27 protein-coding genes and 2 pseudogenes are annotated in these 21829 nt (G+C 33.6%); 7 read left to right on the top strand and 22 right to left on the bottom strand.

Features of this window, described 5'->3' with window-relative positions; translation table 11 throughout:
• Nucleotides 1-78 precede the first annotated feature (78 nt).
• Nucleotides 79-309, bottom strand: a complete 231-nt coding sequence (locus tag Q5760_RS10650; RefSeq protein ID WP_428912156.1) for a hypothetical protein — start codon at nucleotides 307-309, stop codon at nucleotides 79-81.
• Nucleotides 310-721: 412 nt separating this feature from the next.
• Between Q5760_RS10650 and Q5760_RS10645 the strand changes: the two are divergent.
• A pseudogene (locus Q5760_RS10645) lies at nucleotides 722-1949 on the top strand (IS110 family transposase).
• Nucleotides 1950-2300: 351 nt separating this feature from the next.
• On the opposite strand, the gene Q5760_RS10640 reads toward Q5760_RS10645, so the two are convergent.
• Entirely contained in the window at nucleotides 2301-2636 is a 336-nt protein-coding gene (locus Q5760_RS10640) for a hypothetical protein (protein ID WP_428912155.1), read from the bottom strand.
• A 332-nt stretch (nucleotides 2637-2968) separates the two neighbouring features.
• Here Q5760_RS10640 and Q5760_RS10635 point away from each other — a divergent pair, with 332 nt between their 5' ends.
• Nucleotides 2969-3904, top strand: a complete 936-nt coding sequence (locus Q5760_RS10635) for a hypothetical protein (protein ID WP_428912154.1) — start codon at nucleotides 2969-2971, stop codon at nucleotides 3902-3904.
• 330 nt (nucleotides 3905-4234) lie between these two features.
• On the opposite strand, the gene Q5760_RS10630 is transcribed toward Q5760_RS10635, so the two are convergent.
• The 6 genes from Q5760_RS10630 to Q5760_RS10605 form a co-directional block, all read right to left on the bottom strand.
• The gene (locus tag Q5760_RS10630; RefSeq protein ID WP_428912153.1) at nucleotides 4235-5314 is read right to left on the bottom strand and encodes a hypothetical protein; all 1080 of its coding nucleotides are present in this window, start codon (nucleotides 5312-5314) and stop codon (nucleotides 4235-4237) included.
• Nucleotides 5315-6292 carry a zinc dependent phospholipase C family protein gene (locus Q5760_RS10625; protein WP_428912152.1) on the bottom strand — a complete coding sequence of 326 codons (978 nt, stop codon included), beginning with the start codon at nucleotides 6290-6292 and terminating at the stop codon, nucleotides 5315-5317.
• 208 nt (nucleotides 6293-6500) lie between these two features.
• Complete coding sequence (locus Q5760_RS10620; RefSeq protein ID WP_428912151.1) at nucleotides 6501-6650, bottom strand: hypothetical protein; 150 nt, start codon at nucleotides 6648-6650, stop codon at nucleotides 6501-6503.
• A gap of 143 nt (nucleotides 6651-6793) precedes the next feature.
• On the bottom strand, nucleotides 6794-8584 hold the full coding sequence (locus Q5760_RS10615) for a hypothetical protein (RefSeq protein WP_428912150.1): 1791 nt from the start codon (nucleotides 8582-8584) through the stop codon (nucleotides 6794-6796).
• Between the two features lie 43 nt (nucleotides 8585-8627).
• Nucleotides 8628-9353, bottom strand: coding sequence for a CBS domain-containing protein (locus Q5760_RS10610; protein ID WP_428912149.1), 726 nt, complete (start codon nucleotides 9351-9353; stop codon nucleotides 8628-8630).
• Nucleotides 9354-9436: 83 nt separating this feature from the next.
• Nucleotides 9437-10435 carry a hypothetical protein gene (locus Q5760_RS10605; protein ID WP_428912148.1) on the bottom strand — a complete coding sequence of 333 codons (999 nt, stop codon included), beginning with the start codon at nucleotides 10433-10435 and terminating at the stop codon, nucleotides 9437-9439.
• Nucleotides 10436-11087: 652 nt separating this feature from the next.
• Here Q5760_RS10605 and Q5760_RS10600 point away from each other — a divergent pair.
• A pseudogene (locus Q5760_RS10600) lies at nucleotides 11088-11642 on the top strand (IS110 family transposase); the annotation flags it as partial.
• A gap of 282 nt (nucleotides 11643-11924) precedes the next feature.
• Here Q5760_RS10600 and Q5760_RS10595 read toward each other — a convergent pair.
• From Q5760_RS10595 to Q5760_RS10570, 6 genes are all read right to left on the bottom strand, one after another.
• Nucleotides 11925-12203 carry a hypothetical protein gene (locus Q5760_RS10595; protein WP_428912147.1) on the bottom strand — a complete coding sequence of 93 codons (279 nt, stop codon included), beginning with the start codon at nucleotides 12201-12203 and terminating at the stop codon, nucleotides 11925-11927.
• A gap of 54 nt (nucleotides 12204-12257) precedes the next feature.
• Nucleotides 12258-12476, bottom strand: a complete 219-nt coding sequence (locus Q5760_RS10590) for a tautomerase family protein (protein ID WP_428912146.1) — start codon at nucleotides 12474-12476, stop codon at nucleotides 12258-12260.
• Between the two features lie 152 nt (nucleotides 12477-12628).
• Nucleotides 12629-12958, bottom strand: a complete 330-nt coding sequence (locus Q5760_RS10585; protein WP_428912145.1) for an SRPBCC family protein — start codon at nucleotides 12956-12958, stop codon at nucleotides 12629-12631.
• Nucleotides 12959-13311: 353 nt separating this feature from the next.
• Nucleotides 13312-13776 (bottom strand): DUF3291 domain-containing protein, encoded by a 465-nt coding sequence (locus Q5760_RS10580; protein WP_428912144.1) that lies wholly within the window; start codon nucleotides 13774-13776, stop codon nucleotides 13312-13314.
• Between the two features lie 590 nt (nucleotides 13777-14366).
• Nucleotides 14367-14516, bottom strand: coding sequence for a hypothetical protein (locus Q5760_RS10575; RefSeq protein WP_173068464.1), 150 nt, complete (start codon nucleotides 14514-14516; stop codon nucleotides 14367-14369).
• Between the two features lie 397 nt (nucleotides 14517-14913).
• Nucleotides 14914-15252: a winged helix-turn-helix transcriptional regulator gene (locus tag Q5760_RS10570; protein ID WP_428912143.1), complete on the bottom strand. Its 339-nt coding sequence runs from the start codon at nucleotides 15250-15252 to the stop codon at nucleotides 14914-14916.
• Between the two features lie 111 nt (nucleotides 15253-15363).
• Here Q5760_RS10570 and Q5760_RS10565 point away from each other — a divergent pair, with 111 nt between their 5' ends.
• Together Q5760_RS10565 and Q5760_RS10560 are read left to right on the top strand one after the other, a co-directional pair.
• Nucleotides 15364-16221, top strand: coding sequence for a pirin family protein (locus tag Q5760_RS10565; protein WP_428912142.1), 858 nt, complete (start codon nucleotides 15364-15366; stop codon nucleotides 16219-16221).
• A 78-nt stretch (nucleotides 16222-16299) separates the two neighbouring features.
• Nucleotides 16300-16698: a DoxX family protein gene (locus tag Q5760_RS10560; RefSeq protein WP_428912141.1), complete on the top strand. Its 399-nt coding sequence runs from the start codon at nucleotides 16300-16302 to the stop codon at nucleotides 16696-16698.
• Between the two features lie 241 nt (nucleotides 16699-16939).
• Here the strand turns inward: Q5760_RS10560 and Q5760_RS10555 are convergent, their stop codons facing one another.
• From Q5760_RS10555 to Q5760_RS10540, 4 genes are all read right to left on the bottom strand, one after another.
• Nucleotides 16940-17161, bottom strand: a complete 222-nt coding sequence (locus tag Q5760_RS10555) for a hypothetical protein (protein WP_428912140.1) — start codon at nucleotides 17159-17161, stop codon at nucleotides 16940-16942.
• A 795-nt stretch (nucleotides 17162-17956) separates the two neighbouring features.
• Nucleotides 17957-18382 (bottom strand): RND transporter, encoded by a 426-nt coding sequence (locus Q5760_RS10550; RefSeq protein WP_428912139.1) that lies wholly within the window; start codon nucleotides 18380-18382, stop codon nucleotides 17957-17959.
• 404 nt (nucleotides 18383-18786) lie between these two features.
• Complete coding sequence (locus Q5760_RS10545; protein WP_428912545.1) at nucleotides 18787-19002, bottom strand: NAD(P)H-binding protein; 216 nt, start codon at nucleotides 19000-19002, stop codon at nucleotides 18787-18789.
• 17 nt (nucleotides 19003-19019) lie between these two features.
• Nucleotides 19020-19142, bottom strand: a complete 123-nt coding sequence (locus tag Q5760_RS10540; protein WP_428912138.1) for an NmrA family NAD(P)-binding protein — start codon at nucleotides 19140-19142, stop codon at nucleotides 19020-19022.
• 539 nt (nucleotides 19143-19681) lie between these two features.
• Here Q5760_RS10540 and Q5760_RS10535 point away from each other — a divergent pair.
• Both Q5760_RS10535 and Q5760_RS10530 read left to right on the top strand, forming a co-directional pair.
• A complete protein-coding gene (locus Q5760_RS10535) occupies nucleotides 19682-19828 on the top strand; it encodes a hypothetical protein (protein ID WP_428912137.1) in 147 nt (48 codons plus the stop codon).
• 328 nt (nucleotides 19829-20156) lie between these two features.
• Complete coding sequence (locus tag Q5760_RS10530) at nucleotides 20157-20330, top strand: Spo0E family sporulation regulatory protein-aspartic acid phosphatase (protein WP_428912136.1); 174 nt, start codon at nucleotides 20157-20159, stop codon at nucleotides 20328-20330.
• A 112-nt stretch (nucleotides 20331-20442) separates the two neighbouring features.
• On the opposite strand, the gene Q5760_RS10525 is transcribed toward Q5760_RS10530, so the two are convergent.
• From Q5760_RS10525 to Q5760_RS10510, 4 genes are all read right to left on the bottom strand, one after another.
• Nucleotides 20443-20604 carry a hypothetical protein gene (locus tag Q5760_RS10525; protein WP_428912135.1) on the bottom strand — a complete coding sequence of 54 codons (162 nt, stop codon included), beginning with the start codon at nucleotides 20602-20604 and terminating at the stop codon, nucleotides 20443-20445.
• A gap of 158 nt (nucleotides 20605-20762) precedes the next feature.
• Entirely contained in the window at nucleotides 20763-21062 is a 300-nt protein-coding gene (locus Q5760_RS10520) for a hypothetical protein (RefSeq protein ID WP_428912134.1), read from the bottom strand.
• A 12-nt stretch (nucleotides 21063-21074) separates the two neighbouring features.
• On the bottom strand, nucleotides 21075-21437 hold the full coding sequence (locus tag Q5760_RS10515; RefSeq protein WP_428912133.1) for a hypothetical protein: 363 nt from the start codon (nucleotides 21435-21437) through the stop codon (nucleotides 21075-21077).
• 116 nt (nucleotides 21438-21553) lie between these two features.
• On the bottom strand, nucleotides 21554-21808 hold the full coding sequence (locus tag Q5760_RS10510) for a hypothetical protein (protein ID WP_428912132.1): 255 nt from the start codon (nucleotides 21806-21808) through the stop codon (nucleotides 21554-21556).
• Nucleotides 21809-21829 lie beyond the last annotated feature (21 nt).

Below are 21829 nucleotides of genomic sequence, written 5' to 3'. Positions count from 1 at the left end.
ATCCAGCTTCATCTGGATGGTGCATTCATGTATTCCAAAAATTCTCCACTACAACCTGTCGTTCTGTTTTGTCCGGTTTTATTTTAAAAGCGCGGGACTTTCGGTCATCATCTCCTGTTTATTCTCCCGATTATCCTCCTCAGAACCATTCGTATCTTTAAAATCGGAAATCAACCATTGCTCTTTGTCTTCATCAAAAAACAGCGAATACGTTCGAACCGCCTCGAAGGTCGTTTCTCCAAATTTGTCTTCTCCTTCAAATTTTAATTCTTCGTAATACGATACGAGGACCTGATTTCGGCCGTCCATTGATTATTAGAAGTTAATGTCTAGTCCTCTTCTGCTTTTTTGTTATTTCATGATTATTGAATATTCTATTCGTTTATACTTACTATCCTCGTTCCAAAAGACTTCACCCTAGGAAAAATGCGGTTAGTCCCCCGCTACGGTAATCCTTTACTTTATCGGCGGACTGCCCCAATGCTTCCAAGGTCTTCTATTATATTTCGTCCCCCCTATAACCACTCCAAATTTATATCCCCATTGCATTTGTATGAGATATAATACTAAAGTCCTTTTGCACTAAACTGCTATTTGACTTCAATACTGTTCACTCCTACTTGTATAAACATGTTTCAGGCTGGTTGGGACAAAGACATCCCGTTTAACAAGCGAACCTATAACATTACAAGAAGCTATAGGGGTTACCGACAAATGATGTATTTCTAGGAGGAGATATTGTAAGAATCCAGTCGTTGGTCTGGATGTATCAAAAGGTAAAAGTCAGATTCAAGCATTTTTAGTTAAGAGCAAACCTTACCGTAAGAGCTTTAGTATCAAACACAATATTGAAGGTTTAGGTAGTTTATTAGAGTTCCTTAAAGATGTTGAGAGTTCAGCTGGTGGTTATCAACCTTCGGTCGTTTTAGAATCAACTGGACACTACCATATTCCTGTCATTCAATTCAGACAGATGCAATTGATGCTTATCACCTTTGTGAGCTGTATTATAAAGAAGAATTAGACCCGTATAAAAAACGTGGTATTCAGCTCCTAAACCTTCGAAATCTTACTAGACAACAAGAAAGTATTGCGGAAATTATCAGCAAAAACAAAGTTACAGCTTCACTCCCTATTAGATCAGGTATTTACTAAGTATACAGGTGTATTTGGAAGTTTGTATTCGAAAGTATCATTGCTTACTCTACTAGCATTCCCAACTTCTGAGGCAGTTTTAAAAGCAAGTGAAAAAGAATTAGCTGAGAAAATTGCTTCACTATGTAAAAGTCGTTCAGATAAATGGGCAATCGAAAAGGCACAAAAACTAAGAGAAGCAGCTCTTCGTAACCCGTTTCAAAACAACCTATATCAGAGTCATATTTTTATTCTAGAGATGTTAGTCAATATTGTTCTTCAATACCAAGAGCATCTATCCAAGATTGCGGATGAAATAGATGCTCTCGCTAAAGAAATTGAAAATATCATATACTTCAGTCTATCCCTGGAATCGGAGAGAGATCGCCGCCACGATTATGTCCGAGATTGGAGAGAGATCGCCGCCACGATTATGTCCGAGATTGGAGAGATAGATCGGTTCAATGATGCCAAAAAGCTCGTTGCATTCACTGGAGTAGATTCAAGTGTATATTCTTCTGGTAAGTTTACTGCATCAGTAAATCGAAAATTACCAAACGAGGCTCTAGTAGGCTTCGTCATGCCCTGTATATGGCTGTTCAAAGTGGTATACGTGATTACCGTAAGAAGAAACAACAGATGAAATCATAGCACGCAATAAAAGACTAAGAGAGTTTTATGATAAGAAACGTGAAGAAGGAAAACCCTTCAGAGTCGCAGTCGTTGCATGTGTTAATAAGCTTTTACATTGGATTTACGCCTTACTAAAAAGCAGAACTACTTTCCAAGATAGCTTAAAAACTATATCCAACTAAATAAATATAACAAAATCTTCCAATTACAATATAGAGGAAGGTTATTTCACATGAGCATTTTTAGTATATCACGAGATTATCAATCTTTTTATTGAAAAATGTAAACTATTAACTGGTTTAGCTCAATAAGAAATTTAAATTTACTTTTTATGCATTTAAACTCTTATTCTTTATTTTCGGTTAATAAGTATGATCCGGATAATTTTGATTTGAGTATAGTTGAATTCTTGGAGGGAAATCCCGTAGGAGAGAAAATCGGAAGGGTTTATTTTGACGGGTCAAAGGAAAGGCAACTAGACATTGGGTGTTGCCTTTTAAAGTTCCTTGTAAAGAATAAAAAAGCTAAATAAATTATTTAGGGAGAAGATTTTTAGAGATTTTTTTTCTGATATAGTCTATAAATGATTGAATACTTCGTCTTCTCTTACTAACAGGTTTATACTCAGTCGGTAGATTTTGACTAGCATTGTCTAATTGATTAACTGATTGCTCTAAATAAGATTCCTGATTAATTTGTTCTATGTTGAGTTTTGTGTTGTCATTAATTCTGTTTAGTAAAGTATCATGATTTTTCTTTTTTACTATTGTTTTTTTTTTGAATTCAATTTTTTTTATTACCCCGAATTGATTTTTTTGATGCAACGATTTATTTCCACACCCGCAACCCTCAACCCGATTTTTTTGCACGGTAAAATACTCTCCTCACCTTCTGTTTTTTTATAATTATGTAGGAAAACTTCTAAAGGCTTGGACTTTCATTTTAATTTTTATAAAAATACCCGTATCTCACAGTACTAATCCTCCTATTTTGGATTAGTTATCAGTATGAATAGTGATTTCTCATTTCCTTTTAATGGTTTTTCGTGGAATTTACCGATTTTTAATCCTTTTATATACGTTTGTCCGTTCCAACTTGTCCTTTTTTGAATTAAATATTATTAAGTGACTGCCTAGTGGGAAAAAGTCTAAATCTTTTATCCATTATGCAGAAACTAATACTATTCAGGAGAGTGGATAATTTGAAAATTTCTCAAATTATTAGCCATTTAAAGAAAGGTAAACAAGAGATTCCTGCCGAATTTATGAAAATACTTGAGAAGAATGCAGAAAAGACAACATTGGAACTAATGAACATTCAACCAGGTGATGTTCAACAGCAACAGGTACCTCTAGGTCCTTGTGATTGTGACCGGCTAGTACCTTTCTGTGCAGATGTATTAGTTCCAAGCTATTTAGATGTTGTTAGTGGAGTTAATGGCATTGCTATTGATACATCCTGTCTTCTATGTTCCGTAGACGAGTGTACAGTAACAGTAGATGTTCCAAATCCATGTGGGCCAGGAACCATTACGGATGCAGATGTAACATTAGATGCAGTTCACTTTACTGGGTGCCTTTCTTACGATCTTTCAGTATTTGCCTTCGACGAATTTAGTCCTGGTTTCCCATTTAACTTTACTAATTTTTGTGGCCACGGTACTAGCTGTGTGGACAATGTAGTATGTGTGGGTCCAACTGGTACGTTGAGTTGTGACGATTTCGATCCTAGAGCTATTATTCCGAATGTCACCAATCAAACAATTACACAAACAGCGTGTGGAAATCGAGTAGTAAGTGTTAGTGGTAACTTTATCCTTCCTACTTGCTTAACAAATGCCTGTGACATTATCAACTTTACTGGAAATCCAACTATTTGTGAGGGAGAAACAGCCTTCATCTTTGGCCAAGTAGTAGATTGTAATGGTTTGCCTATAGGAAATGCTACTGTTGATTTTACTGTAGATGATCCTAGTTTAGGTGTCGTTAGTCCTGATCCAACAACTACTGATGGCTTTGGCTTTTTCTTCACACAATTCACATCAACAAATGGAATGGGAACAGTTACTGTTACAGCCACAGTGGTAGGTACAAGTGTAACAGAGGATTTTGTTATTAATATTGTTACTTGCCCTTGATTCTAATCATGGTAGCATCAACTTTTTGAACAGTTAATATTGTAATAAAAGAAGAATTTCCTTAGCATAAAAACAAAACCCCCTCAATGTAGTTAAAGGGGGGTTGCTTTCCTTATTAAACAAACCTGCATCTATAGTTTAAGTGCATACTTTCACAAATACCATACTAGCAATATCATAAGTATTCAACAATTCTTAGGATTCTAACTCCTTTAAATGACCCTTAAAATGAAAATAGACGCATTCCTTGAAGAAATGCGCCCGATTCTTGAAGAATTAAATGAAAATCAAGGACCTGTGTAAGTGTCATACTTAACCCGCTACATATCCTCATTGATTATTGATTTCAAGATTCCAATAGTAATCAAACCAATTTTTGAAGGATTCTAAGAAATATTCAAAGGTTTTCCCTGATTTTCCACTTTCATAATAGCCGTATCCACCGAATCCACCAGTGAGTTCTCCATCTTCAAATGAAGTTAAGCTAAAAAAGAGATATCTATTATTAATACTAAAGCCATGAATAATAGGGAGGTCATCATAGGTTTTGAATTCAATTTGAATGTTTCGGTCAACTAAATATTCTTTATTTTTTTTAATAGTAGTATTTAATTTTTTCATTACTTGACTAGCAGTCGAAGGTGAAATATAAACGTCGCAGTATTGATTGATTTTTTCTGAAAGAGGATTAATCAAAAGCCCCTTATAGGTAATATTATCCCATTCTCTATTATTAATAATATTAATCAGTAATCTAGGCCATACTGTTTCCAAATCTAAACCAAAATTTAAGATTTCAATTTTGGTCCCTTCATTTATAAATTTATTAATAATCTTTATCAATATAGGATACACATCATTAACTGACTCAATATTTTCATAAACAACATTATTTGTATCTTTTTTATTTTGGTATTCCGGACTATCCTTTTTAAGAGGGACTTCTTTATTAAAATCAATCATACCGATGACTGCTAGCAAGTTTTTTAGGTAATTATATACTAAATTGGCTTCTAGATTGCTGACGATTTCCCTATCATCCTCTATATCGGTGGCATGTACACACTTATTCCTAAGTGCTACAATCGAGGCCAGATCAAAGGAAGTAAGCAAACCGATATTTGTATTTGTATACTCAGACCAATTATTTAATAATTTTACTTGTCGTTCCAAGCCAACCATTTCACCCAGGGTAAATTTTTCGAAGCCTTTTTTGCCTTTTCCAATGGTATTTTCAACTTCTATAAATACCCTCCGCTTTTCAAACGGTAACCCGGTTAATAGTTCTCTAAACATCCTTTTAAGTACCTGTTCAAAAAGAGAGCCGCATTCCCGAACTACAACTGCATTTCTATTTGCCTTTAGAGATTCTTCAATAAAAGTTAGTTTGTCATTTATTTCCGCTGTCACTTATCTTCCCTCTTTTTTGAAGAAATCTTTTTTATAAAAATACTGCATATTATCTACATAGCAATGAGGTTGTCCAAGCTCTAATGATGGTCCATAAGGAATCTCTTCAACAGAACTTCTTTGAGTTAATATATCTTCTAGCAATTTGCAAATCTTAATGGATTCTTTTACAGATGTGCTGAACAATTCATTTAATGTAGAATCGTATTCTTCACCAGTTAATGGGTTTTGATAATTAATAGGACCTGAAACGTTATGAAGATGTTTTTTTAGGTCCGAAGAATAGAATAGGCCAAAAAGTTCTCTATATTTTTTGGATACGAGTTTATCTGCAAAGGGAAGGATATTCCTAATAAGTGGATGATTAAAGTATTTTTGTACATTACCAAATCTCTCATAAGCTTTTAGTATTGCCTCAGCTACATGTTCTGATTCTTCATTAATTGTAATCCCCTTTGATATTTTACCAAAAAAGTCACGATTATTAACTCCAGTGTCTAATAGTTTTTGAATTGAATACTGGTTAATTAATTGGTAGCCTTCACAAAAATAAACATCAAATAAACCTTCTATTTTTCTATGGTATGTAACTGCTTTTGATTTTTTTTCCGGATCTTTATCATAGTAATTTCCAGTATAATAATATACGACCGGATGAACTGTAGAATCAGCACAAATATGCGTAATCATCCCTATTATAAACGAGATTATATGTGAATCTTCTAAATTAATTACATTTTTCATCAATAATTCTTTAATTAATAAAAATGTATCTTCCCCATTGGCACCATGAAAAACATCGGGCAATTTTACTATTTCCTCACTGTAATCGTCCGGGAGATAATATAAGCTATCTTGAAATATAGAGCCAAGGAGAATCAAATTTTTATTTTTTAAATAAGGTTTCCAAAATGGACTTTTGTCAAGTTCTTCACAGACTTTTTCTGCAATCAGAAAATGAGTTACTTCTTTTGGCATTGGATTGCCTCCTTTAGATGTAAAAAAGTAGAATAAATATAGTATATAATATTTATAGATTTTATTGTATAAATTTTAGGTCTTTAGTATTATTCAAACTCATCAAGAAAAGGTAGAGAATGAAGTAAAAAATTGAGGTGTTATATTTTCTTGTGATTAGTAATTTTAAAAATTTCGTCATCAAGCACGGGATCTAAAATTACGAAAATCAGTTACAGATGATAACGGTTTTCGTTAAAAATAGTTTATTCGCCCGTTCAAGGATCTCCACTAAGTGTTGATTAGAAAGAAAAGAAAGCTTTTTTAATATTTCTTCTATTACATCGGTTCTTTTTTCATTTACCTTTACCTCTTTCAATCTATATTAGGTATGATGATTCCATAGTCGAATATTCCAATCATGCCAGTAATCATCTAAGTGTCCGAACAGTTGTAAATGCTAAACTTAAATCATCAACAGTTTAATCCATTATATTTATCCTCTAAAAAGTTTACGAGATATTATCCCTCTACATACGAGCACCCTTCAACTTTTTCACACAGTTCTTCAAACAGAACTTTTTCTTCCACCTTTTCAGTTTGCTTATAATCTTCTAATGCCAAAAATAAACAGATAATCAATATGATAGAGGACACAACTAATACCATTTTTGATGTGATCCACTCAATTTTATTGATTAACATGGACATTAAAGCTGTACATGCTATTACGGCGAATATGACTGGTAAGAATAGTATATTTTTCGATTGGGCAATAAACGGAATATTCATTCCTAATATACCTGTCGTTAATGTGGCAGGTAAAAGGATATAAGTAATCGTTTGGATGACTTTATTTTGTTTTTCTACTTGTTCTTTACGCTCTTCTCGATCCTTTTCTTCTAATCTTATTTGTTCTTGTTTTTGTTCAAATATTAATGCTGCCTCTGCTTCTTGTTTCTGTTTTTCATGAGTTAATTTCTCCGTGGCAATTGATTCAATGACCCGACTAAAGGTTTCTAATTTTTTTGTTAACTCGTTCCTTAGTTCTGGGATATGCAGTTTTTGAAACAATTGTGTATATAAAAGATTGTAATGTGTGAGCTGCGAGATTTGCTCATGATAGGCCTGAATTTGAAATTTTAAAATCGTTTGATAGAGCTTACGTGTTTCTAGTAATTCTAGTTCTATTTCCTCAATTTTATGTGTTCCATCCTTATATAAAATAGAGTTCTCTAATCGCTCATTTGTTTTTATCGTATAATAAATAAAGGAGAACTTTTGAATAAGTACTAATATGTACATATAAAAATAGTTAGTAGACCATTTTGAAGTATATTGACTCTCAAAAAAACTCATCGCCGCTTGATCATTCATTTCTAATACAAAACTTGACGCACCTTCATCTGAAAAATACCACCATACATTATCAAATGGTTGAATGACGTCCTCAAGGTCAGCATGTTTATAATATGTATGTTTATAGCCACGGCTAATTTTAAATAGATGATTCACTAACTCCTTTTTGTCATTTTCATCCTGTTGCGATATCATCGCACCGGTGTACATCAAAGCATATCGACCCGGTTTTTGGCTTTCAGCAAAACCGTATGGTTCTTTAAAAAATTTAGATATGATCGCATTTGTCAGTTCACACCAGTCAAATGGTTTAAAAATATAAGGAATCTTCTCTGGTTCCGGTAAATGAAAGTTTTTCGCTTTAAAATACGCAGCTCTTTGTTCTTTGTTTTCCTTATTTTCAACTTGCAGCTGTATAGCATTCTTTTTTACCTGGTGAATACTTCTTAATGCATAAACAGCCCATTCATAATTTTGCGGTGTTAATTCCATTTCAACCTCTTGAAAAGTTGACTCATCGTTCATTTTTTTCGACTCCGTCATACGTTCAATACTAAATTCATAGACAACCATCCCAACATGTGACATGGATGCAATGATTTGTATATTTTCAATTTTAAAATAGATGCAACGTTGTATTTTACCTGTATTATTTTCATCATAGTTTACATAGTAGCGATACTCACATTTTTTACCTGGAAAAGATGTCATTTCATTGTTGTCTAAACGATTCTTAAATGTAATTTTAGATACTTGATTCCAATCGGTAATATATGTTTTTGCAATGGTCTTCCCATTTTGATTTTCTACAAAGAAAAGCTGCTGAATATATTGATAATAAAATTGTTTATTAAAATGATATAACCGAAAACCATCCTGTAATTGAATTCCATTATAGTCATCATTAAAATAAAATGGTTCGATGCGATAAAGGACTTTACTATTGACTAGCATCTAGTCTACTCCTTTCCTACAAACATTGTATGATGTTCATAAATCAGTCCACTGTATAGTCAATCTCAATCAAATCCCAAGCCGTGACCATACCTAATGGGGTTTCATAACCATTACCATTTTCTGTTATAATGACTACCTCTAAATCTACTTTTTCTTTATGCTTTCTCTCATAGATCTCTTCAATCGAAAAAATGTCGATTGCTTTTGAGGAAAATTCAATGGGATGATGTTTCACATTGGCAATTACATCTCCAACTGTAATATCAGTCATATCAACGAGGGTATTGATGATGTTATCGGACATCCAATTTACGATATCCCCTGTTTTCAATAAACCAACACATTCTTTATTTTTATAAACCGGGTATTGAGAGTATCCATATTTTTTTATGGCTTGAAGTGCAGTGATGATACTATCCGCATAATCAAGGTAGATTACATCTTTTGTAGCAATGGAAAGAGCGTAATTTGGCTTGTTAAAGATGGTGGCAATTTTTTCTATATGTTTAACTACATCAATATGGGGTTCGGCAATATAGTAACCCATTTCTTTCTTATCATGAACAAGTGAATTTCGAAGCTTTGCATATTGTTTAAGATCGTTATAATACTTGTCTATCATTTTATGTTTTCTAGAACCTACATCCAATAACACCTTAAATCGGTCATCCTTTATCTTTACGATTGACTTTAATGATTCATGGATTTGATTAAATGCCACTTCAAAACGCTCGGATAATCTATAATCTTGTTTAATTGAACTCATATAACTCTGTATTCTCCTCGTTTACTATATGAATATTATTATGTTCTTCTTTTACTGTAGTGAATAAACTAGATTGAATTCGTTCATTCACTAGATTCTACTTTTATCAAAGTATCCTCCTTAACCCCTTCGGTAGACGTATTCTTCTTTACTTTTCCCCATGCTTGTAAGTAGTCAAAAAACATGGCGAATTCCCTAGAATATTCATCAAGTTCTGTGAATTCCAGAACAGGATACGTGTTCCAATTTCGATCAAATATCCCATCACTATATATATCATATTGACATAACACAAAAACTTCTTTACCGAGTGCATTAGCTAATCCAGCTTCCAAATGAAGCCAACCTGATGTATATTTTCTATGCGTTTCTACATTCTCTTTCTTGGACCCTTCCTTATCTTTAATATAATAGGCATTACTTCTCTCTAAACCGATTACAATCATGGCTTTGCATCTTGAAATCTCGTTCCTAACCTTTAACAATGGATCCTTTCCATCATAAAAATTAAACTCACAGGTGACTGGCTTAATTCCAATCTTTCTAAGCCGCTCCTTAAATCCACTTAGAAAGAAACGTTGTTTTTCATTATCAGGATTTAACGTACTAATGAAAACAGGCAGTAGCCCTTCTTCATCGATTATTTCTTCGTTCTGTACTTTATCTACAACGGAGATTGAACTCGCTTTTTTACAATACCATTCTAGAATTTCTCTTAAATTAATATAGATGGTACAAGCATCCTCTTCAATAGTTGTCTTTTTTAGTCCTTTATCATGGACAAGACGATTTCTCAGGGTTCTTATTGTATTACAACGATCCGTAATATCTCCAGGGGTGCCTGTATTATTTTCTATTCTCTGAATTCGATTGTATAAATCCGCATTCTTTGAGGTCATCTTAATATTAAAACGGTCCATCCATTCCGCTAAAAATGCCTCTAAGAAAACAGATCCCCACACAGAAGCAGAAAAATAATCTTCCTTTTGAAAAGCCGCTATTCCTTCCGAAAGATGTTGGAAAACCCCATTCGATATGTATTTTTGGTAATGTTCTGTCTGAAATTTTGAAAGTACTTCCATTTTGTAACCTTCCTTCTTCTATACCTTTTCTCATCTTTACAACAACTAATTGCTCATTTTTTAACATAAATGGTTGGGATGAGAGCCATTGTTTGGATTTGCTGAGTCTTTGGTCTCTCGTAATAAAAATCACACTCAACTTATTTCCTAATACTTTTATAATACATATTTTTTTACTATTATAATATTAATATAGAATTGTTTAAAGAGATGATTGTGACTTTTGACATCATACTGGAATACAATAGCTTCTATTTTTATAAAGTAGGATGACTTACTAGTTAAAAGGTCATTAGGACGCGATTATCTAAGTCATCTAATCGAACAGGACATTTATTAACAGAATGATTTCTAGTAGTACGATCAAATATAATAGAGTTAAATGAATGGAGATAAGGAGTTTTGGATAATGAATTGCGGGATCATCTTGAGTAACCTGTCCAATCAAAGGGATTAACACTCGGGGGACGTCCTCACTTTTCAAATATTTTGCATGAAAACACCAGAACGCCCCTCCTGCTTCAAAAAAACAGCCACCTCAATAATATGAGATGACTGTCAATATCTTTTATTCCGTCGCCCTCTTCGTAGCCCAACCATGCAACGTAATCCGTGGTCACAACAACACCTTCTGCGGTTCTTTCTCAAACATGACCCTTTTGAAAAGACAATTTACCAGAGTCATATTTTAAGTCTAGGTATGTATATAAATATTCTTCTTCAGTACAAAGAGCATCTATCAAAGTTAGAGACAGAGATAGACGCCCTCGCAAAAGAAATTGAAGAATATAATATCATCAAATCTATCCCTGGTATTGGAGAAAAGATCGCGACAACGATTATTTCTGAAATCGGTGAGATAGATCGATTTAACAATCCTAAAAAGCTCATAGCCTTCGCTGGAGTTGATCCTAGTGTCTTCGAATCAGGAAAGTTTACAGCCACTAAAAATCGCATTACAAAACGAGGACCTAGTAGGCTTCGTCATGCCTTATATATGGCAGTTCGTTGTTCCATTCGTGATTGTCGCAAGAAGAAAACGACTGATAAAATCATTCCTCGCAATAAAAGAATGCGTGAGTTCTATGACAAAAAACGTGGAGAAGGAAAGCCTTTTAAAGTAGCTATGATTGCTTGTGTAAATAAGCTCTTACATTGGATTTATGCCCTTTTAAAGAACAAAACAACTTTCCAGGATATAGCTTAAAACCTATATCTGACTAAATAACACAAAACCTTCCATTTGTTAGAAAACGGAAGGCTATTTGGTATACCCTTTTTTAGTATAGCATGGATGATTTTAAGTTTTTAATGAAAAATATTGACAAACTATTAGCTGGTTTAGTCGAATAAAAAAAAAGATCGCCGCAGCAATCCATTCTTGTACTTGTACTATTACACCCATTAGTGGAACAAGCAGGTTCATTATTTACCTCTCATTTAATTCCTCTAGCCACTGTACATACCACTCTTGAGGTAATTTTACCTTTTATAAGTCTATATTCTCCAAGTCTTTTAATGAATAGGAATTAACCAAAAATAAATCCCATTGACATTCTATATTCCGTGCGACAGTAACTGCAATTTCAACGATTGGTGATAATTTAGCTTCATCAAAGACCATTGTAAAATTATCGCACCACTTAGCAAAATCATAGTGGGAGAAATTATTTACATTTTTAGATATACGAGTTAATAACTCAACTAAACTTTCATATGAGTATGGTAAATTAATTGAGGTTTTATTCAAGTTCCAAGATACTGTCACATTCTCCCACCCCCCTTTTTTAAGAAATGCATCCTATAGTTGAATAAGAAATGTTTATTCTGTTCCTTGTTTTCCAAAACCATCACCAAATTTTATTGAATGTAACTGTCCATCAGTAGCCCAATTTTCCCGTTCATATTCATCAAATACTACAGTTATCCATTCCTTTTTAACGTTTAAAGTTTTTACTGCTTCTTTGGTAATAGCATCGACGAATTGCTGTTTTTGTTCAATTGTTCTACCTTTAGCCATTTTGACAGTAATAAAAGGCATTTTACCACTCCTGAAATTATATTTTATGTATAAAGTTCTCTTTTAAAGATGATTATTCCTTTACCTAACTATCGCTTTATTATTGAATTAACCTGCCCTTACTTCAATAAGAAGTGCCAAACTTCCTTTCTTGAAGTATGGCACCTGTTTGTTTAAGTATATTTTTTCACAATCATGTCGAGCGCATCGGACCAGCCGTCGTACACGTACTGGTCGCCGGGGTAACCAGCGAATCCACGCAGGTGGAAAATTATCTCGGTGCGGTCGCCGTGTGCGGTGAGGGTTAGGGTCACGACAGGGGATTTCTCAATGGGAGCATCAGGGTATCCCCAGGTGAAGACGAGCCGCTCGAAAGGTACGACCTCGAGAAACACACCTCCGGTGGGAAACTCCTCGCCTGTCTCGATGTTGACCATCGTGTAGCGGTAGCGTCCACCTTCGCGAACATCGAAGGAGATGGTCTCTAAAGGTGTCGAAGGCAACCAGTCGGCGAGTTCCTTCTACTCCGTCCAGTCGCGCCACACGAGCTTGCGGCACGCATTCAAGGTGCGGGTAATAGTAAACTCCGGTTCAGATGAGGGCATATTCATTGTTCCTCCTTTGTGGTCATTTCAAATATATATCACCATATTTTACCATATGGACGAATTTCTTGTTTAACTATTCTGCCCCGTTACTTCAATAAGAAATAGCGTTCCTGTTTAAGTGTAATATCTCACAATTTCTATCCAAAAAATAATTATGGCGATAAAATCCTATAACAGGGAGTATTATTACTTAACGTCATCATTGATTAAAATGAACAAATTTCCAATTTTATTTTAAGGGTCCCCTGCTATTCAATCAAGAACGTCTCCCCTTTTTCATCAAATGCATGCTTAAAATCAAATGCAAAAGGAGTAGATCCATGTTGAATATAATCTTTATATCTCTTGAAAGCCTCTTCCCAAGAAACATCCTTCACCTTCTCTGTCCACCACACTATATATGAAATGTGTTTCTCTTGATAAGGCTCCACCCATCTGCTCCTATTTCGCAACGCTTGGATATGCTTGCCTGAATAAGTAAATCTATATAAGGATTGAAGGCTTTTCCATACTGTTAGGGTCATAACTGGGTAACCTTCCCCTTTAGCTTCTTCGGGGAAAGGCACTCCATCTGATGAAAACTCCTTAATAAGGTGTCCTGAAACATGTGCCTGACGCATTACCTTATATCCCATTTCATAAAATTCACGAGAGGTGGGGTGATCATAGGGATACTTTAGCCTACCAACAGTATAGATCGAAACGAAAGCCATAAACGCCCTCCATCTAAATTCTTTTCCTAAAATATATTCAAGTAAAGATTTGAAAATTCCCTCTTTCACTAACCCGCTCCTTTAGTTTAAGTGTATTATTTAAAATTTCACGCTACTTTTAAATATCCAGTTTTGTTTGGGAGTCTTATTCAATTAAAGCGCCCGAGTGCTGAATAGTGAAAAATGCGATAGAGATACAAAAATGTCCCTTGAATTTTTTACTAAAGCATGCGTTAGTTGCATAAGTAAGAGGTTTGAAAAAATAGCCTGTATATATTTGAACGATGAATAACTTACCTATTTTCTTGTGTTTGTTTGCACCATATACAGAAAATCGGGAAAAATGTAATCAAAAACGTAACTTAGTTTATAAATTCATCAAAAAACAAGTTATAAACATTGATATATCAACAATTTAATCGATTGCAGTTTATTTAATCGAGGTGTATTTTTCCAATTTAATTAAATGATTCTATATTAGTTCTTACGATGAATATGAATACAATGTTTCTTAACTATCGCAATTGAAAAAAGAACCTCGAATAAGAAAAACATAGGGAGATTTTAGTCTTCCTATGTTTTCGTTCATCTTATTTGTCTGTTTGTTTTTGCTTCTTTTTCAAATACTCCGCACGCATTTTTTCAAGTTGCTGCTTTTTATCAAATTTGGCAGGCGTCTGTTTTTCATGAAACTTCGTCACAGCTACCTGACCTTTGGAATCCAATTGATATTTTCCCACTTTGTTCACCCACTTTTCTTGTCTATAAAGAAAATCTTTTCAAATATAATATACCTTATTTTACCGAAGTAAACCTTATTTCTTTATTAGTGTACTACTAACTTTTAAATATCATTAAAAACATTAAAAACTTAGTCAAATAATTCATCGCCAAATGGTGATTCATTTCATTGCTATAATCAAAATAAAATGCTTTGACACACTTCATAAGCCTCAATAATTCTATTTCTTGTTGGTTCAGCTCTCTTCTAAAGGTCTAATTGTTCAAAAATGGGGTCAGTCCCCCGCTACGGTAATCCTTTACTTTATCGGGGGACTGACCCCATGCTTCCCTTAAGTTAAAGAAGAAAATTTAGTATATATGCAAAAGGTCTAACCACAACTTCAAATAGAACCATTAATGTTTTACACTCTCCGATTTTCTCAATATATGCTTCGTGCCCCACTCATGCATTGCTTCCAAAATGGGCTTCAATGTCATTCCATATTCAGTTATTGAATACTCAACTTTTGGCGGAACTTCCGGGTAAACTACACGGTTTATAAGTCCCTCCTCTTCTAATTCTCTTAATTGATTCGTTAGCATTTTGGGCGTAATATCCACCAGTGCTTTTTTTAATTCACCGTATCGCATGGTCCCCTCTGACATTAGGTATAGTAAGATGATAGGTTTCCATTTCCCTACTAAAATTGAAAGTGCTCCGTGTACTTTACAGTATTCAGGTTGTATTTTCATCATAACCTCCATTAGTATCCTTTTGTATACTATATCACTTTGAAGTGCATACTTACAAAATTGATTATAATGATTTATTATGAATCTAAGTTTAACAAAGGAGATGAAAAAATGGAAAAAGAAAATATGAAACTTCGTGAAATAAAAAAAATATGGACTGTAAACGAACAAAAAATCAGCCCTATTCATACTGCAGGTCCAGTTCTTCCACCAGGACCTTGGAAAGACTATGATCCGTTTTTATTATTAATGGAAGATAAATTTGAAAAGGGAGCCTTCGACGTACACCCTCATCGTGGAATGGAGACGATTACATTTATTATTGATGGAAATATAAATCATTACGATAGTGCGACTGGAGCAGGTGGAAGGCTAGAAAAAGGAGATTTACAATTTATGACTGCGGGGTCTGGGGTTGTCCATAATGAATCTCCAGCCGATGGAGAGAAAGTCCATCTTCTTCAACTTTGGGTGAACCTTCCTCGCAAATATAAAATGGTCAAACCTCGTTACCAAAATATGCACGCCAAAGACATGCCTGTTCGTCAAGAGGATGGTGCATTAATTCGAGTATATTCAGGTTCGTCAGGTGATGTTGTATCTAATACCTTGAATTATGCACCTGTCACCTTTGTAGAAATGGTTTTGGAGAGTGGATCTTCCATTATTCAAGATCTCCCAGGAAGCTATAACGGCTTTATCTATGTATTAGAAGGTAGTGGAACATTCGGAGAGAATAAAGTAGAAGCTAAAAAGGGTCAAGCAATTTGGTTAGGTTCAGCAGACGAGTTAAAAATGAGTGGTATTCGTGTTTCTGCAAATGAAAAATTACGCCTTATTCTTTTTGCAGGTGAGCCTCTTAAAGAGCCAGTGGTAGCTCAAGGACCTTTTGTAATGAATACAGAAGAAGAAATAAGACAGGCTTATCGTGATTACCATGAAGGGGCATTTTTAAATCCAGAAAGATAAAGTTTTTTAAAAATTGATAAATAGGTATAGGTAAGTTGTGTTTTTCACCTTTAATAAGATCAACTGGGGAGAGGAAAAATGTTAGATTTAGCTTTATTATTAATACGTTTAGTCATTGGTTTGTCATTTATGGCTCACGGTGCCCAAAAGTTATTTGGTTCATTCGGTGGCGGTGGATTAAAGGGAACCGGAGGATATTTTGAATCTATTGGAATTAAGCCAGGTGTAACAATGGCATTAATGGCTGGATTTTCAGAATTCGTAGGTGGGACATTGCTTACGCTTGGATTGCTCACTCCACTTGCAAGCATTCTAATTGCCGGGGCCATGATAGTAGCCATTTTGAAAGTCCACGGACCAAATGGTTACTGGCTTACTCAAAATGGATATGAATATTGTCTAACAATATTAGTCGTAGTGATTGCTCTAGCTCTTTCTGGTGCAGGACAATATTCACTGGATGCTATCTTATTTTAAATTACATCAATTCATAAGGTTAATATTTAAATTTTACTAGACGCTCAGAAGCTAATTCTGGGCGTTTGTTGTTCTACTCTTGCTACCCTATAATATAAGTGGAAATCTTCACAATCTTTTCTCTACCGTAACAAGATAAATAACTTAATGTGTTGGAGCATTACAAAAGGACTTTTTCTTATTAAAGAAAAGTCCGATCGTGGAACAAGAAATCATACGTAATACATATGAAAAAAATTAATTACTTATCCTCTTCATTCTGCTCGTTTTCTTGTTGCTGCTGTTCAGAAGGTTCTTCTGTTGGATCTGGTTCGTTATCGTTAGCATCCTCTTGGCGTTGTTGCTCGTGCTGTTCAGAAGGCTCTTCTGATGGGTCTGGCTCATTTTCATCAGCACTGTTACAGGCTGAGAGTATTCCTACTGACAAAATAACTGACAAAAAAGTCAATAAGTATTTATACAAAAGATTCTCCTCCTTTAAAATAGTTATTTGTAATTACTATCATTTGCATTAAAATAAAAATTATTCTTTTAAAAAAAAACAAATTGAGGATTTTACAACGCAACACCATATAGGGATAGCATCAGGAAAAAAACATTGTTTACAATGTCTACAATAAATAAAACATTGATAAACAAAGCTTTTCTATGTAAGAGTTAAGATAAATACGAATTTACAACGTTAAGTAAAAAATCGGAGGTTTTATTAGAAAAATCATAAATAACGTTTATTAAAGCCCATACTCTATTTATAGAAAGAGGATGGCTTTTAATGCTGAATAGGCAGTTGAGTTTATTCAATAAAATGGCCCGATTGTTGAATAAGAGCTATAGTGCTTCTTTAACTAAACTGCCCTATAGTTGAATAACCTTATCATTTCAATTTCCATTAATGCTTCAATAATTCCTTTAAAATAATAATTTAAGGGAGAGATGTATGTTGCTATTATCAAGAGCTTGGGAAAAATATGAATCTGCTAAACGGATCTAGGGTTTCTTTCCACAGACTTGAAAGCTTATCGACTTCAATCTATACTACTCAATCTATATTTTGATGATGTAAAAATTGAATTAATCCCCACAACTCACTTAGAGGAATATTTAGCAAAGTCTAGTGAAAACTTAAAACCTTCAAGTCTGGCTCATCGTATACGCTTGATGAAATCACTTTTTCGATGGTCTTGAACACTTACGCGAAGCTTGCTACACGCCAATGGAAAAAGCCTTATTTGTATTTATGTTTTCAACTGGATGTCGGTTACCTTTTATTGGCAGCATTGCGACGTTGAATAAGAAAAGAAATTGAATAAGAAATGATTAAAATCACCCCTATTAGGAAAGCGATCAGGAAGCCAAGCATGCCCTGTAAACCGACCCATCCAATCGTGAATGTAAGAAAAAATAATACATAACAAAAACCAACCAGAATGATAGAAATAGGAACGTTAAACGGGAATAAACGTTTCCAACCAATTGCTAAAAAAACGGATATGATGAGTATGGCGATCGAGATCATAATATGGAGTGTCCCCCATCGGAATCCCGCACGAGACTGTGCATCTTCACCAAAGGCAGGTGTATTGTATAGGTCATATAGGGTGATAATTGCAGTAATAACCGCCGTTAATACAACTATTATTAAAATACTCCAGTTTATAGTTTTCAGATTAGTTTTATTCTTCATTTAATCCCCCTAACTCCCTCCCGTATTGTCCTAATCACTAAAAAGTATTGATTCGCTTACTATAACTTCAACAAAAAGGGAACTTCTCCTTCTTCAAGAAAACTGCCCGATAGTTGAAGAGGACAATTAATATTAATTTGATATAAACGGTGCTTTATGTACATAATTTAGATTTTCAATTTGGTTAATGATAAAAATCGCTATATCTCTATTAGTTATTTTTGTCCCCGGCATATCTGTAAGATTCTCTTTTATGAATCATTTTTTCTGAGCCATCGACTATAAATGGAAGCCTAATTAGAGTCCATTTAATTAGTTTATTTCGGTTAAGAATATGCCATTCTTTTTTCTTATCTATTATCATATTAGAGTAGATGATTTCAAACATCTTCTCCCCAACTCTATTAATTATCCCCAGTAATAGTTAGAGAACCACCCGTAACACCAATATAACGATTAATTTGTAAATCAGTCATTACCTCAAGTATTTTTTCAGTTATTCTGCTATAAATCAGTTTCTCTTTGATTGATTGACCAAAAGTATTTATAACTATTTGACAATCTTTTAGTAGTTTTTGAATATCCTCCACATTTTCTACATTCCCTTGTACTACCTCAATTCTATCGTCTCTGAAAGTTAACTTTGCTGATTTCTTACAAGCATACGAACTTGATACTCCTTCTCTAACGCTCTTGAAGCAATATGACGTCCAACCTTTCCCGTCCCTCCGATAATAGCTATCTTATTAGAATTATCCATAATACACCTCAAAATAAACAAAATATTATGTATACGGTCAAATCCCCCTTTTAGATTCAAATTTTCAGTTATTCAACTAACTGTCCAATCATTTAAGTGTAATTTTTCGCAATATTTTCACCAGTAATCAAAAGTGGAAAAATTAGGTATACGCAAATTCCTTTCTCTTTTATTTGCATAAATTAATATTAATCATAACTAATATAAAATCCTTTATTATTTAAAACGTAGAAATTTAGGACAACCTTTATTTTAAACTTTATCGTTTAATATTATTAATATTTCTAATAACTAATTTATAAATTAATTCATTATTCAAAGCTCTACCCAATTCAACTTCATCTTCTGAAATAACATATTTGTATCGGTTCCTCCTTACTTTTTAAATTACAACTAATGAAAGTCTAATAAGCATTCGTAATTACTTGAGAAAAAATAAAAGCAGTTAGTGGTATATAAGCCTTCTCCTTTTCTCTTTTTTACTGAGTCACTCTAAATGTAATGAATTTAAAATCAATAAATATGTAGGAGGTAATATGATGGACGAACAATGCAATCAACCTTGTGAAGACATCATTTTTTGTATACACTGTGGTCTTCCAATTGACCAAGAAGTACCTTATTTCATTTATGTAGAAAAGGATATAAAAGGTCATAAAGTTTATTGCTGTGATGAATGCTCTTAATATAAAGGCTGCAAATTACAGCCTTTTTTTATTATCTTGTTTTTATACTACTTTATATAAATACAGTGGAATGTGTCCTGTTACTCCACTATCTCTAGTAAAAAAAGCTGTCATTGACAGTTAAATCTTAAGGTAATGCACCCGTTAGTATAAGTGCATTTTTTCACAATTTACTCGTACTGTTCGTTAATCACGAAAAGGATTTTCTATGAACTCTCTAATTTGAGTATCGATAGATATCTATCGAAATAATCTTTTGAAATCATTAGAAGCTATTGATAAAATAGATTTTGTTATTTTACTAATTTTTCCAAAAGAGGTGGACTATATGGATAGAGAACCGCTTATTCTAGGCCCATTTAAGCTTCGAGTGTACATAGAATACTTAAGGAACGAACTTATCGAAATAGCACAGAAAATGGGTTTAAATCATCAATTAACTATTCAAGCTAGTGAGGAATTAGATTTTTTTATTAATGAATACGAAAGGATTAATAGGTAAAATGAGCAGGTTATCGGTTTATTAATATCTATCCATATTACCTTTTCCATATTTACCGTTCCTCCTAAGAAAAAGGATTGCCGCAGCAACCCCATATTGCAATCTTGAGTGATTATAATTCGTTAATAACAAAATCAATCAAATCCATATCATCCTCTGACAACCTAAACTTCCTTCGTGCTTCTTCCTCCGTGCTTCCTTTTTTAATTAACTCAATTGCTTTATCTAAGATTTCATCATCGCTGTATTCATATTCTTGTGCTTCATTACTCATATATGCGTCACCTCAATCCAACTATCTAAAAATCAACAATTTTGTTTAACGCTAAGCAATTAAAATCTTAATATATAGTTTCATTTTATCATTTAAAGTTCATATAATCTTTTCCAATTTTATTATAAACCTACCCTTTAGTTGAAAAAGAAAACTTTTTAACTTATTAGAACAGAAGTAATCATATTATTATCACTATTAACTGTGACGGTCATTTCATTACAAACACTTGCAAAAGACTGAATTGCTACCCTTTCTTTAAAGGATTCATCAAATAACCATCCACTTGGTAATATAGCCATACCTCCGTATGCTTGCACGAAAGTATGTTCAAAAAAATCCCACATTGATAAAATATCGTGATTAGTTGTTTTTCTTACAAAATCGAGATTAACTCTATATTCTTTTGATGTGAATATTTCTCCCCAGTTTGAGGTTCCTTCTGAATAATCGTCCACAATGACATTAACCTAGCGATCTTCTCTCAGATTCAAAAAATGCATTTTTGAACTCTCTCTAACATTTTGCAACCTAATTAATACTTGTTTTTCATCGATTGTGCTTTTTACAACTTTTTTAAAGTGAGGGGCTATTTCTTTGATGGTTATATCGAGAGTTCTGTCATCCTTTATCGGAATCTCCAACATTCCATTTGAACTGACTAAAATAAAGGGAGCTAATAAATATTGAGCAATTGATGAAATTTCCTGTCCAGAAAGTTCATCAATGTCTAACTTCTCATATACCACCTTGGGATGTTCATTATTTTCTCTAATTTTAATTATTGGATCTTGTTCAATGTCATTTATAATAATCTCTTCAAATAAATCCAAAACATATAGCCCCTTTCAAAATCCCCTAAATACTCTATGTTTATCATCATTTTAACTCAATTAATAAAGAATTTCCTTTTACACTAACCTGCTCCTTTAATTGAACAATTCGATACTTACTTTTTAGGCATAGTGTATGCCACAGAAATACCACTGTTTTCTTCAATCTTCGTAAAAATTTCGTCAAGGATTTCTAATGCTCTTTCATTTGATTCGTACTTCCCCAAAACTTTACTCCAGTGATTCATAGAATCACTGCCGATAACACCTTCTATCTTTTTCCCGTCTACAGTAACCTCTTTTACATTCATCAAACTTTTATTATCTTGTGTAGCAATCCATAACATAAAAAATCCATCCCTTTCGTTCATATTTTCATTCTTCCTTGTACC

The sequence above is a fragment of the Niallia sp. Kr1 genome, from assembly GCF_050389805.1.
Taxonomy (GTDB): domain Bacteria; phylum Bacillota; class Bacilli; order Bacillales; family Cytobacillaceae; genus Bacillus_BD.
The sequence above is the reverse complement of the archived record's forward strand: the minus strand, read 5'-3'. Positions and strand labels throughout refer to the sequence as shown.